Annotated in this window: 13 protein-coding genes; 6 read left to right on the top strand and 7 right to left on the bottom strand. The window is 44.0% G+C overall.

Annotated elements, in window-relative coordinates; translation table 11 throughout:
* Window positions 1-208 precede the first annotated feature (208 nt).
* Window positions 209-991 (top strand): hypothetical protein, encoded by a 783-nt coding sequence (locus GMES_RS15925; protein ID WP_006993768.1) that lies wholly within the window; start codon window positions 209-211, stop codon window positions 989-991.
* Between the two features lie 90 nt (window positions 992-1,081).
* On the opposite strand, the gene ggt is transcribed toward GMES_RS15925, so the two are convergent.
* From ggt to GMES_RS15910, 3 genes are all read right to left on the bottom strand, one after another.
* A complete protein-coding gene (gene ggt / locus GMES_RS15920) occupies window positions 1,082-2,779 on the bottom strand; it encodes a gamma-glutamyltransferase (protein WP_006993767.1) in 1,698 nt (565 codons plus the stop codon).
* A gap of 84 nt (window positions 2,780-2,863) precedes the next feature.
* Window positions 2,864-4,237, bottom strand: a complete 1,374-nt coding sequence (locus GMES_RS15915; RefSeq protein WP_006993766.1) for a Na+/H+ antiporter NhaC family protein — start codon at window positions 4,235-4,237, stop codon at window positions 2,864-2,866.
* A 168-nt stretch (window positions 4,238-4,405) separates the two neighbouring features.
* Entirely contained in the window at window positions 4,406-4,855 is a 450-nt protein-coding gene (locus tag GMES_RS15910) for an Lrp/AsnC family transcriptional regulator (RefSeq protein ID WP_033187016.1), read from the bottom strand.
* Between the two features lie 141 nt (window positions 4,856-4,996).
* On the opposite strand from GMES_RS15910, the gene cysK reads away from it, so the two are divergent.
* Window positions 4,997-6,028, top strand: a complete 1,032-nt coding sequence (gene cysK, locus GMES_RS15905; protein WP_006993764.1) for a cysteine synthase A — start codon at window positions 4,997-4,999, stop codon at window positions 6,026-6,028.
* 112 nt (window positions 6,029-6,140) lie between these two features.
* Here cysK and GMES_RS15900 read toward each other — a convergent pair whose 3' ends face one another.
* Both GMES_RS15900 and GMES_RS15895 read right to left on the bottom strand, forming a co-directional pair.
* Window positions 6,141-6,452 carry a hypothetical protein gene (locus GMES_RS15900; protein WP_006993763.1) on the bottom strand — a complete coding sequence of 104 codons (312 nt, stop codon included), beginning with the start codon at window positions 6,450-6,452 and terminating at the stop codon, window positions 6,141-6,143.
* 189 nt (window positions 6,453-6,641) lie between these two features.
* On the bottom strand, window positions 6,642-7,028 hold the full coding sequence (locus tag GMES_RS15895; protein ID WP_006993761.1) for a hypothetical protein: 387 nt from the start codon (window positions 7,026-7,028) through the stop codon (window positions 6,642-6,644).
* 257 nt (window positions 7,029-7,285) lie between these two features.
* On the opposite strand from GMES_RS15895, the gene asnS reads away from it, so the two are divergent.
* A complete protein-coding gene (asnS, locus tag GMES_RS15890; protein ID WP_006993760.1) occupies window positions 7,286-8,683 on the top strand; it encodes an asparagine--tRNA ligase in 1,398 nt (465 codons plus the stop codon).
* Window positions 8,684-8,920: 237 nt separating this feature from the next.
* Complete coding sequence (locus GMES_RS15885; protein ID WP_006993759.1) at window positions 8,921-9,838, top strand: LysR family transcriptional regulator; 918 nt, start codon at window positions 8,921-8,923, stop codon at window positions 9,836-9,838.
* Window positions 9,839-9,932: 94 nt separating this feature from the next.
* Here the strand turns inward: GMES_RS15885 and GMES_RS15880 are convergent, their stop codons facing one another.
* Both GMES_RS15880 and hpf read right to left on the bottom strand, forming a co-directional pair.
* Window positions 9,933-10,163 carry a hypothetical protein gene (locus GMES_RS15880; RefSeq protein WP_006993758.1) on the bottom strand — a complete coding sequence of 77 codons (231 nt, stop codon included), beginning with the start codon at window positions 10,161-10,163 and terminating at the stop codon, window positions 9,933-9,935.
* A gap of 195 nt (window positions 10,164-10,358) precedes the next feature.
* Window positions 10,359-10,715: a ribosome hibernation-promoting factor, HPF/YfiA family gene (hpf, locus tag GMES_RS15875; RefSeq protein WP_006993757.1), complete on the bottom strand. Its 357-nt coding sequence runs from the start codon at window positions 10,713-10,715 to the stop codon at window positions 10,359-10,361.
* Window positions 10,716-11,108: 393 nt separating this feature from the next.
* Between hpf and GMES_RS15870 the strand changes: the two genes are divergently transcribed.
* Together GMES_RS15870 and exaC are read left to right on the top strand one after the other, a co-directional pair.
* Window positions 11,109-11,744: an SDR family oxidoreductase gene (locus GMES_RS15870; protein ID WP_006993756.1), complete on the top strand. Its 636-nt coding sequence runs from the start codon at window positions 11,109-11,111 to the stop codon at window positions 11,742-11,744.
* Window positions 11,745-12,046: 302 nt separating this feature from the next.
* On the top strand, window positions 12,047-13,567 hold the full coding sequence (gene exaC, locus GMES_RS15860; RefSeq protein WP_006993754.1) for an acetaldehyde dehydrogenase ExaC: 1,521 nt from the start codon (window positions 12,047-12,049) through the stop codon (window positions 13,565-13,567).
* Window positions 13,568-13,618 lie beyond the last annotated feature (51 nt).

Here is a 13,618-nt window from a genome sequence, read left to right as displayed (position 1 = left end):
TATTTACACACTAAAAATTTCTTTGTTGTTGGCGGCATAAAACACTTGAATTAAAAATATGTATTTGCAGTACCCCGCTCTACCGTACTGATAAAAATAATCCATAAAGCAGCACGCTCAAGCCGAACAGCAGCACCACATGTAGTTAAGCTCGCAGCCTATCATTTACTATACCAATGGCTTTGTACTTAACCTGCAGGAGTAAAATATGAAAAAGACGCTCATTAATATTCGTACATTACTAGCAACGGGTTTAGCGCTCTCAGCAGTCACAGCGATCTCAATCGTCACATCGCCCACATTTGCGGCGCCCCAAGCGAATGCCCAATGTGCAACAACGCCTTCAAAACTCGGGGCATCCTATATCCTTGAGTCAAGCAATGGTGTTCAGAGCCGTAATAGCGAATTAGTTTTATACCGAAACGGAAAAACCGTAGCGCACCACTACCCACAAACTCAGATCACTGAAAGTTGGTACTTGTCTCCTAATCAACAAGTCAAACCCACGCGATTCTTCGACAGCGCTGAGCGCGCCATCGAATACCAACCCGGGGAAAAGGTACATGGAAAAACCGAAACAGACTGGGATTATCGTAACAATCTGATCTCACAAGCACTGCTTTCACAACTTGATTTAGTAAAAGAAACAGGCACGGGTTGCGAGCTAACACGTCACTACAGTAAAACCATTGGCCATACTAAAATTAGCGTGCAGTGGGCAGTAGAGCAATCATTGTTGCTCGAATACAGTTGGCAACAAGACAACAAAAAAGAAATGTGGACCTTGACTGAAGTTAATCACGACGCCAAAGAAGTTGATCGTTTCTTTGCACAACGTTCACAATACCAGACCACAGATTTTGCCGATATTGGTGACGACCACAGCGATCCTTTTCTCACAAAAATGGTTACCTTAGGCTTTATTGAAAAAGGAGCATCTGGCTTTTACGATGATAAAGGCAATGCACTGGCTGGCGGTCATCATCACTAGTTTATTTATCGGTTGTATTAAATTGAAAGTAAAAACAAAAACGGTTGCTTCAAGGCAACCGTTTTCGTTTCAAACCGTCACAACACGAACTTAAAATACGATCGATTTACCTCGCCCGTGAGACTCAGAGCCTGCGTCTAACTGACCACCACGGTTGATGATCGTGTGTAAATCCCCGAAGCGATTGTTATTCATGGTGTACCCCATGTCTTCCAATGCTTTAACCGTTTGAGGGGTCAAACCATCTTGATAACGGATAACATCTTTAGGCAGTAACTGATGATGAAAGCGCGGAGCATCAACGGTTTCCTGGGCGCTCATATTAAACTCTAACGCGTTTAGAATAGAAGTATACACTGAACTAATAATGGTAGTGCCACCGGGTGACCCCGTCACTACACTCACTTTGCCATCTTTTAATACAATAGTGGGAGTCATGGACGAAAGCATACGTTTTTTCGGGTGGATTTCGTTAGCCTCACCGCCTACTGCACCAAACACATTTGCTACACCAGGTTTAGCACTGAAGTCATCCATTTCATCATTTAATAAAAAGCCTGCGCCTTCTACTACTACGCCGCTGCCAAAACCAAGGTTGATGGTCGTCGTATTGGAGACTGCATTGCCCCACTTGTCGATAATCGAAAAATGCGTGGTTTCCTCACTTTCTTTAAGGCCAGGCTTGATTAACTCAGTTACTGAGATGCTATCCACGCTGATATTAGCGCCGCGCTTAGCAATATAGTCTGGATCGATTAGCTCTGAGACCGGCACTTGAACAAAATCGGGGTCCCCTAAGTACTCAGCTCTATCGGCAAACACACGTTTCCCGGCCTCTGCTAACAAATGTACATAGGGTGCAGAATTATGCTCAAGCTTATCTTTGCCCTTAGTGAGCTTGTCGTACATGGTTAGCCATTGAATTATCGCAATACCGCCTGAACTTGGCGGTGGCGAGGTCAGCACATCGTATTCGCGCCATTTAGCACTGATAGGTTGGCGAGCTTTAGCTTCATACTCCGCTAAATCTTGTTCTGTGATCAGGCCTTTATTGTTAGCCATAAAATCAGCGATGATTTTTGCTGTTTTGCCTTTATAGAAACCATCACGACCTTCGTCCCGAATAAGCGCCAATGTCGCGCCTAACTCCGGTTGTTTAAACACTTCGCCAGCCTTAGCTGAGGCAAAGTAATCATCAAAGTTGACGTCAAAACCTTTGTCTTTTAACCGCTTGCTGTAACGGCTAATGTAGCCAGCGAGTTTTTGCGGCATTACAAAGCCCTCAATCGCTAATTTAACAGCAGGGTCGACTAGGTCTTTCCACGGTAATGTGCCGTATTTTTCATGCGCCAACCACATGCCTGCCACTGTGCCGGGTACGCCTGATGACAAAATGCCAATCACAGATTGATATGGCACCACATCACCGTGGGCATCAAGGTACATATCACGATGGGCAGCAAGCGGCGCTTGCTCGCGATAATCGATAAAGTCAGATTCTTTATCTTTGTAAACCAGCATGAAACCGCCACCGCCAATATTTCCTGCTTCTGGCAAGGTCACGGCTAATACAAACTGGGCAGCAATCGCCGCATCAATTGCATTACCGCCATCTAGCATAATTTGCTGCGCTACATCTGCGCTAAACGCATCAGGCATAGCAACCGCCGATTGACCTATGCTCACTTCGTTTTGAGTTGCCAGAGAGGCTTTGTGCACTACTTGCTCGGGCGCACTGCACGCGCTGAGCATAAAAAATGACAGTACAACTATGAGTGAATACTTCATCAGACTTCCTTTTATGTTAAACATATAACCAGTGAATGCATCATTTAGCCTGCCTAGCTAAATGATGCCATCGCGAAGACGCGTTTACAGCATGATCAGACTGGCAATAAAGTACGCGATAAACGCCAGTGCGCCACCAAATAAGGCATAAGGCATTTGAGTTCGAACGTGGGTCAGTAAGTCACAACCTGATGCAATCGACGATACAGCGGTGGTGTCGGATATCGGCGAACAGTGATCGCCAAACACCCCGCCACCGAGTATTGCCGCCAATACAAGGGAAGGCGGTAAACCTAAGGTTTGAATCAGTGGTACACCAATAGGAATGAGAATAGCGAAAGTGCCCCAACTTGTTCCCGTGGTGAAAGACATGATCCCTCCAGCTAAAAACAGCACAGGTACAATCAAGGATAATGGCAGATAGTCGCCCACTAGGTTAGCCACGAAAATCCCTGTGCCCAACTCTTTTAAGCTCCCCCCTAATGTAAGTGAAAATAACACTATGGTGACCAGTGGCAGTATCTCCCCCATGCCTTTGAAACCTTCATCTACCAACTCTTTGTGAGTATATTTTTTAGCACTTATCAATAAAAAGTACGCGACCATACAAGCCAGCACAGTTGCGTACAGTACAGATTTACTGCCACTTCCCGCGGCAATGTCCCCATCCCCTGTCCACAACATAAAGCCAATCATACCGAATATCATGGTGCCAAGAGGGATAAGCATAAAACGTGCTTTACTAGGTGGGATCGGCAAGCTTACGTCGTTATTCTGCTGCATCTCGCGCTCTGCTTCACGCATAGGTCCGTGTACTCTATCTGTGACTATGGTGTAGGTCACGATGAGCAGTGCAATAATGGCGTAAAAGTTAAATGGAATAGTGCCCCATAATATCGAAACCGGAGATTCTTCTAATTCGTAATTGCTTAATAAGCCAAGGACAAACGCCCCCCAGCCGTTAAGTAGAATCAAGATGCAAACGGGCGCACTGGTGCTGTCGATAACGTACGCTAGACGTGCTCGGCTCATTTTAAATTTATCGTACAATCCACGAGATAAAATGCCCGACGCCAGTACGCTCAAGTTGGACTCAATAAAAACCACTATGCCAGTAAACATGGTAAGTAAGCCAACTTGACGTTTGCTTTTCGCTACGCCTTTATTGATTAGCATCTCAACAGTGGCAGTGACTCCGCCCGAATTGCGTATATACGCAAGCAACGCGCCGATTAACATACTAAATATGAGAATGCGTGCATTCCCTGCCGAACTGGCTATTTCGATAACTCGCTCAATTGAGCCAATAATGCCACTGAATATAAACTCGCTACCATTTCGGTAAGCAAGTAATGCTTCAGCTGAAAATATGGCGAGAATCAACGCCAAGATCACTTCTTTACGCCAAAAAACCACCACGATTGCGATGATCGGCGGAAGGATAGAATACCATTCCATATAGAACCTTATATATGCGCCTGTGCGCTATTATTATGTGTGTTGAACTTGGAGTGTTGACCTAAAATAAATACTTACTCAAGAAGAGTCAATATTCGAATAAATTATCACGCTTAGGAGGTACTCGTCAGCAACATTACACTATTTTTCTGAAGGTATTAAATACTATTATATCGCAAGTGCTGTGGTGTACTTAATTTGCTCCATAGCAAAACTCGATGTGACGTCTGACAACTCAATGCCCCCTACTAGGCGTTTATAAAAGACATCGAAGGCTTTCATGTCAGCTACAACCACTTTAAGCATGTAATCATACTCGCCACTCATGCGGTAAAACTCTACAATTTCCTCAATGCCGGCGGCATATTCAGCGAATCGACCCAACCAATTGATGTCGTGTTGCGCAGCTTTGACTTGCACAAATACAGTCATGCCCAAATTAAGTTTTTCTGCATCAAGTAGCGCCACACGTTTCTTAATGATTCCCAGTTTTTCAAGGTTTTGAATGCGTCGCCAACAAGGGGTTGAACTCAGACCAATCTGTTCGGCGATATCACTAACAGACAAAGTTGCATCATTCTGCAGAAGTCTTAATATTTCCCTGTCCAACCTATCCATAAAAATTAACTCTAATAAAAACCATTAAATGAGAATAATTTTTTAAATTTACAAAAACAAGCACAATAGTTAGAAATTTATTCTGCTATATGCGTGGCATAGTATTGACCTGTTTTCTTTTCTATCAATGGAATACCTAACATGTCGAACGAAGCCCTTTCAATGGCTGTAAATAACACTCATAACGAAAACAACAAACTGATAAACGACCCTAAAAGCTCTTCAGCACCCGCTACCAAAGGGCGCATTTACGACGACATCACTCAAACTATTGGCAATACACCTCTAGTGCGTTTAAGTCGCTTAGGCAATAAGTACAAGGTACAAGGCGAAATACTCGCTAAAGTGGAATACTTCAATCCTGCTGGCTCAATTAAAGACCGTCCTGCGCTGGCCATGATCAATGCACTCATGTTGTCAGATTCGTTTGATGAAAATACTCAAATTATTGAAGCAACCTCAGGCAACAACGGCGTTGCTTGTGCATGGATATGTGCCATGAAAGGGATTCCATTGACCATAGTGATCCCAGAGCATATGTCAATTGAGCGACAAAAATTGATTAAGCACTATGGTGCGAAAGTGGTTACCACGGCGAAAGATTTGGGCACTAAAGGCGCTATCGATAAAGCGAAAGCCTTGGTAGCAGAAACGCAAGGCGCAGTGATGCTCGATCAGTTTGGCAACCAAGCGAATCCAGATATGCACTTTAACAGCACCGCACAGGAAATTTGGCGCGACACAAATGGAGAAGTTGACGTGCTGATCGCTGGCGTCGGTACAGGCGGCACCATCACAGGGATCGCCAAAGCGCTTAAAATTCGCAATCCAAATATCAAAATCATTGCCGTCGAACCCGCTTCATGCCCAGTGTTGAGCGAAGGCTGTGCGGGTGTGCACAAAATTCAGGGTTTGAGCTCAGGGCACGTACCAGATGTATTAGATGTCAGCTTGCTAGATGAAATTATTACCGTGAGTAACGAAGATGCTATTGCTTATGCTAGGGAACTTGCTCGTGTAGAGAGTTTGCCTGTGGGTATTTCATCCGGTGCAGCAGCATGTGCGGCTGTTCAAGTTGCTCAGCGAGCAGAGCTTGCGGGCAAAAACATCGTGACGATCCTAGCGGATACTGCAGAGCGTTATTTCAGTACTGACCTATTTGCTCAGGAGTAACGAGAATGCTCATGAGGATTCGTAGATACCCGTGAGCCAAAAGCTTCTGAAATATAGTGATTTTGGCGCTGTTTATTGGCGCCTTTTTACTAACGCCCCTTAAAGCAAACTGTTATTTCGGCGAATGACCGTTGTAGGCATGATTAAACGGCTGTCGTTTTACCTCATTTGGTTGATCGCCTTGGGCAAAGTTGATGTCTTCAATATGACGCAGCTTTCGCCACGGTCTATCACTGACAAAGAGCATCACCAAAATACCCGCTGAAATAGCACCTGCAACTTTAAACAATAAAATAGCGACCATAAAAAATAAGGTGCCAGAGGTTTGTTGCGGGATATTCGCCAAAGGCAAAAAAGCAGATATAACGGTAGCAAGAACAGCAACGGTAAATAGAAGTGATACAAGTGTTTTATTATTAGACATTATTAGTTCCTCTAAAAATTCCTTTTTGTGTGACTTGTCCCTAATGCACTTTCGTATGCAAGACCACTACAATATAGCCACCAAAGTGAGGGCTATCAAACTGATTTTGAGGGAATATTGAGCGTAAAATGAGGCGTATCAATTTTACGGTAAATAAAACTCGCCCATTAAGCAAATGGGCGCTACGCATTAATTAAATTCGAAGAATAACGCCGCAAGGCTCAAAGACGCGACCAACAACAATACCAATCCATTGATACCGAAATTGTCATTTTTTCTTCTGGTTCGCTTTCGCTTCATTAACAAAACCGTCAAACTTAATGCCACACAGGCAAAAAGCAGAGCGACTAAATAGGTACTTAAAGAGGACGACCACTGTTCGCGACCAGTCACCCCCCAAAAGTCTTGTACACCTGTTACGAATTCTGGGCGGGCATAATGAAACACGATCAAAGCAGCCACGAAGACCACCCAGCCAACAACGTTCACCCCAACGATCGTTTGAAATAATTTATCGTTCTCTACTCGTGTTTTACGACGGTTTTCACCTTGCCAATTTTGCTTGTCTGTTTCCATTGATTGTTCGCATCCGATTTTTCTTGAGTCTAAGCGTCACCTGAGTAAGATTACACACCTTGTGAAATTAGCCAACAAACGGACGTAAAATATTGGTCATCTGCGCCTACTTTTCACACGAATTGGTTCGTTATGTACTGAAGATTAGCTATTTTAGCCGATTATGCAGCGTTATCATGGCACTTACCCCTAAAAAAATGACATAATTTAGCCTTGCTAAATTTTACTAAATACCCAAAGTGGTTTGGAGAGAAAACATGGCGCAAGCCCCAGTGGCAGATATTTTTGCCGGTAAATATTCAGTAGGTCAGCAGGTCACCGTAAAAGGTTGGGTTAGAACCCGTCGTGACTCGAAAGCTGGTTTATCCTTCGTTGCATTACATGACGGAAGTTGCTTTGACCCTATTCAGGTCATCGCCCTGAATACCCTGAATAATTATGCCGACATTCAACGGTTAACCACTAGCTGCTCCATCATCGCCACTGGCGTGCTAAAGGAATCGCAAGGCCAAGGCCAATCGCTTGAAATTGAAGCCGAAGAAATTCAAATTGTCGGCTGGGTAGAAAATCCAGATACCTACCCTATGGCACCGAAGCGTCATAGTTTAGAGTACCTTCGCGAACACGCTCATTTGCGCCCAAGAACAAACGTAATTGGCGCCGTTACCCGCGTGCGTAACTGTTTGTCACAAGCAATACACAGATTCTTCCACGAAAGTGGCTATTGCTGGGTCAGCACCCCTATTCTGACAGCAAGTGATACCGAAGGCGCTGGTGAAATGTTCCGTGTGTCTACCCTAGATATGATGAATGTGCCTACGACCGAACAAGGTCAAGTTGACTTCAGCCAAGATTTTTTCGGAAAAGAAACCTTTCTAACGGTATCAGGTCAATTAAACGGTGAGACATACGCGACTGCGATGTCAAAAATCTATACTTTTGGGCCAACGTTTCGTGCTGAAAATTCAAACACCAGCCGTCACCTAGCTGAATTTTGGATGATTGAGCCTGAAGTAGCATTTGCCGATCTGGGCGATATCGCTCAATTGTCTGAAGATTTGCTTAAATACGTGTTCAAAGCAGTACTCGCTGAACGCGCTGATGACATGGCCTTTTTCGCACAGCGTATCAACAAAGATGCGATTACGCGGTTAGAAAAAGTCATAGAGCAAGACTTCGTGCGCATGGACTACACCGACGCCATCGAAATTTTGCAAAATTGCGGCAAGAAGTTCGAGTTCCCTGTTTCTTGGGGTGTCGATTTGTCGTCAGAGCACGAGCGCTACTTGGCAGAAGAGCATGTGGGCGCGCCTATTATCATGCAGAACTATCCAAAAGACATTAAAGCGTTTTATATGCGTATTAACGACGACAATAAAACCGTTGCCGCTATGGATGTACTCGCTCCTGGGATCGGTGAAATCATTGGTGGTTCACAACGTGAAGAACGCCTTGATGTATTCGATCGTCGCTTAGCTGAAATGGGTTTGAATCAAGAAGATTACAGTTGGTATCGTGACCTACGTCGCTATGGCACAGTGCCTCACTCTGGTTTTGGTCTCGGTTTCGAGCGCTTAGTTGCTTATGTCACTGGCATGCAAAACGTTCGAGACGTCATTGCTTTCCCACGTACACCAGGTAATGCAAACTATTAAATTTGTCCCCTCTAAAAAAAGCCACCCACTCGGGTGGTTTTTTTATACCAATCAGTAACAAAAACGCCCTATTTTCAGCTATATGCTTGAATTAAAGCACTTTATTACAATTTTTTACATCCAAAAGATATTCTCGTTCTATTAATTTAATGAATGTTCTGTATAATCCAACATTACCTCAAATGATGGAATATTTAGGCTACTCTAGGCCTAATCAGAGCGTAAAGTGAAAATACTATGAATTTAAATAGAATAGATCTTAATCTTTTTGCCGTATTCGATGCGATATATACCGCAGGCAGTTTGACCAAAGCTGCTGACGTATTGTGTATAACGCAACCGGCTGTCAGTAACTCACTCGCACGCTTACGAGAAATGTTGAACGACCCACTATTTGTGCGCACAGGCCACAGCATGACGCCGACTCCGGCAGCGCAGAATATCATTGGTCCCGCTCGAGAAGCGCTGGGTTTGTTACGTAAGAGTGTGCAAGAAAGTCACACATTCGATCCCGCTACAGCAGAAATAAGCTATAACTTTGCCGCCAGAGACTTACTTGAAGCGAGTATCATGCCGAGGCTAACTGCTCAGCTACAGAACGTAGCGCCTAACATTACCCTTACTAGCTACGATATTTCACGCAGTAATATTGTTTCTGCGATGGCAAGCGGTAGTTTAGATTTTTACGCAGATGCCTCCTCGGCATTTGTTGACCCACATTTATGTAAACAGAAAATCGCAGAAGACAGGTTTGTTGTCATTGCGCGGCGTAATCACCCGGCGCTAAGCCAAGGTTTAAATATAGATACGTTCTTACAACTTGGGCATATCAATATTTCTCAGCGACGCACAGGTGCAGGTCCAATTGATGTTGCACTGGATAAATTAAATTTAAAACGACGTGTAGTGATGCGCGGCCAACACTTTTTGACCGTGCCTTCCGTGATTGTAAAGACTGATTTAATTGCATGTGTGCCTTATCATCTTGCTAAGCATTATGATTGCTCGATATACGAATTACCTTTCGAATTAGCACCTGTAGAATACTTTTTGTATTGGCATGTGAGCGCGGATCATGACCATGCGCATATGTGGCTACGCGAACAAATAGCTGAGGTTGTCACGACGTTTCATCCTAGTGTGTCAATCACTTAACTGATATTGAATAACGCCCATGTGCTTTATGCGTGGGCGTTTTATCCTCTCACTTCCACCTTCTCGCTCCACGCATTCACATCAAAGCCTTAACTTAAACCTCTTCCCCGCCATACTGATTGGCTAAATCGTCAAGTTCAGAGCAGGTGTAATCAAACCCTTTACCGTCGAATTGATATTTAACACTCACAGTGTCAGAGCCCTTGGCGAGTTTCGCTTTAACCGCCACATTGCCTGATGACGATGTCCAGTGTGTTAATTCATTAAGAAATCGGTTGGCCTTTTGGGCGTCGCTAAATTGAAATTGAAGTTCGCTGATCAACACTGTGTTCCCACTTAAAATAACAAAGGTTTGATGATGCCCGGCACATATCGAAGAGTGACGGCGCTGTCGCGCATGGTAATCAACCCTCCGTTGACTGTCTAGCGCCAACGACGATGGGGTATCTATTTGGTGCGGGAACATTAAAAAGCCGCTTCAAAGAGCGGCTATATGTTCTGAGACGAAGGGTTATTTACCTTAACGTAAATCCATCTCTTGAATAATTTCATGGGCAATATCTGGGGTGGTGCATTCAGGCTTTTTGTGTAAATCCCCTTTCAACTGTCCTTTACGGTGCTTAAGTGCAGCATCTAACTTTTTGGCTGCCTTAGAAATAGCGGGATACATTACCGGATTCTCTGCTGAGGCCGAGATACGTGAGCCTTCATATTGGGTGCTGATTTCTACATCAAACTCGCCATGCTCTTTGGAAATAATGATATCAAGGGCAATTAGTGTTGGGAAATGGCTTGCTAGCTTAGAAAATTTTTCGTTTACATGTTCTTTTACGGTATCGCTTAATTCTACATGGTGACCTGAAAGATTTATTTTCATAGGTTTTCCTTTTGGATTAACGTTACTTCTTTGTTGTACTGTATTTGTTACTGTACGTCTTCTTGTTGCTAGTAATAGACCTTGGGGCTTGGTATTAAAAAACAAGCATTTCAGCGGTCATTTCACATTTAATTGTTTTTTTGCCTACCATTCGCTGAACTTACGTACAATATGTACATTTTACGTGCGAACTGTCTTTCTCTTTTCCTCCCTCTGGTCTTTATCGCACAGATCGTCGTATAAATGCTAATAACCTCTTATTCATTGAAACCGACAAATAAGACCCCAGTGTTATTAGGCCATGAGCAAAGATATGTTCAGCCTTATTAAAACAACACCGCCATCATAAGCGGTTTATTTACGCGAGGAATACTAGACTTTAGGAGAAAAAAAATGAGCAAGACATTGATAATAGGCGCAAGCGGACAGATCGGCAAAATGACGACACAAAAGCTACTCGATAACGGCGAAACCGTTGTTGGACTAGTAAGAGACAAGTCTAAGTTGAATGATATCAAGAGTGACAAGTTAGATGTGGTAGAGGGTGATTTAGAGCAAGATTTTAGTCATGCATTCAAAGGCTGCGACAAGGTAATATTCGCAGCGGGTTCCGGCGGTAGTACGGGTGCGGATAAAACCATGCTCATCGATTTATGGGCCGCGTGTAAGGCTGTAGATTATGCTAAAGCAGCAAATGTCTCTCAATTTGTTATGGTCAGCTCTATCGGCGCCGATGACCCCTCTCAAGGCTCCGACAAAATGAAGCCCTATTTAGTCGCCAAACACATGGCGGATGAACATTTAATCAACAGTGGTGTAGCGTACACAATTTTACGCCCTGGTAGCTTAAAAGATGAAGATGCCAAAGGCGGTTTCCAAACAGCTAAACCACACAGTAAAGACAAGATGATCATCACCCGAGAAGACGTCGCCGATGCGCTGGTATACCTGCTAAGCAACCAGAATTTAACCAACAAGACTTACGAATTGTTTAACGGCGACCATTCACTGGAGCAAGCTTTCGCTTAAAGTATTGTCTCATAGTTATCCCATAGTTCATTGAAACCTGCCCTCTTTACCATAGAGGGCTTTTTTATCCCTGCGGTTTGGCGTTTTCCCATCTCAGTATCATCCCCAAACATGCTACATCCAGCTATAGACCTATATCCTACTTCTAAAGTATGAGTTTTTTTGTGCAAAGGAAGCATGGTGCTCTTCAACGCTTGCCGCCTATTCTAGTACCCGAACTAACACATTGGCTTCATCCCTCAGGGGAAATCCTTTGAACCAAACATACGCTGAATTTTCCAGTCAATGATAAGAGGTACATTATGATCTATTCAAACCCAGGCAGCGCTGATGCTGTAATCAATTTTAAAGATAAATATGAAAACTTTATCGGCGGTGAATGGGTGGCGCCAGTTAAAGGTGTTTACTTCAAGAACCTAACCCCTGTCACTGGCGAAGACTTTTGCGAAATCCCACGATCTAGTGCAGAAGATATCGAATTGGCTATTGATGCTGCTCATGCCGCAAAAGATGCATGGGGTAAAACCTCAGTGCAAGAACGTTCAAATATCTTGTTAAAAATTGCGGACCGTTTGGAAGAGAACCTCACCAAACTAGCTGTTGCAGAAACTTGGGACAATGGTAAGCCCATCAGAGAGACCATGGGTGCAGATATTCCATTAGCGGTCGACCACTTTCGGTATTATGCAGGCTGCATTCGAGCGCAAGAAGGTACACTCTCGCAGATTGATGACAACACCGTTGCCTATCACTTTCATGAGCCAATGGGCGTTGTTGGGCAAATTATTCCATGGAACTTCCCTATCCTGATGGCAGCATGGAAATTGGCTCCAGCACTCGCTGCAGGTAATTGCATCGTGCTAAAACCTGCCGAGCAAACACCTGCGAGTATCCTTATATTGGCCGAATTAATTGCTGATATAGTTCCTGCGGGCGTGCTTAATATCGTTAACGGTTTCGGCAAAGAAGCCGGTGAAGCCTTAGCAACAAGTACACGCATCGCCAAAATTGCTTTTACTGGCTCAACTGCAGTAGGCGGTCACATTTTAAAATGTGCAGCTGAAAATCTCATTCCATCTACGGTAGAACTTGGCGGTAAATCTCCAAATATCTTCTTCAAAGACATTACCAACTTTGAAGATGATTACCTCGATAAATGTGCAGAGGGTTTTGCTTTGGGTTTCTTTAACCAAGGTGAAGTCTGTACATGCCCTTCACGTGCCCTAGTGCAAGAAGATATTTTCGACGAGTTTATGGAGCGTGTGCTAGAAAAAACCAAAAAAATCGTTCGCGGTAACCCCCTTGATGACGCCACTATGGTAGGCGCCCAAGTATCAAAAATTCAGTTCGATAAAATTATGGGTTACATCGACATTGGCCGTAAAGAAGGTGCATCAGTGTTAACTGGTGGTTTTTCTGAAGAATCTGCTCCAGCAATTGATGATGGGTACTACATTCAGCCTACTATCCTTAAAGGCAATAATTCGATGCGTGTTTTCCAAGAAGAAATTTTTGGCCCTGTCATTTCGGTTACGACGTTCAAAACACCAGAAGAAGCAATCGCTATCGCAAATGACACCGCCTACGGTTTGGGTGCAGGCGTTTGGACCCGAGACGCTAATTTAGCGCACAAGATGGGCCGGGCAATAGAATCAGGTCGGGTGTGGACCAACTGTTATCACCTGTACCCTGCTCACGCAGCCTTTGGAGGATACAAAAAATCTGGAATAGGCCGCGAAACGCACAAAATGATGTTGGATCATTATCAGCAAACCAAGAACTTGTTGGTTAGTTATGACACTGCTCCACTAGGTTTCTTCTAAGCTGAAGAAGTACATACCGCCTGATTCTGTCCGCAGGCGGTATGTACATTT

The sequence above is a fragment of the Paraglaciecola mesophila KMM 241 genome (assembly GCF_000315015.1).
GTDB classification, from domain to species: Bacteria; Pseudomonadota; Gammaproteobacteria; order Enterobacterales; family Alteromonadaceae; genus Paraglaciecola; species Paraglaciecola mesophila.
This window is presented reverse-complemented; position numbering and strand designations above follow the sequence as displayed.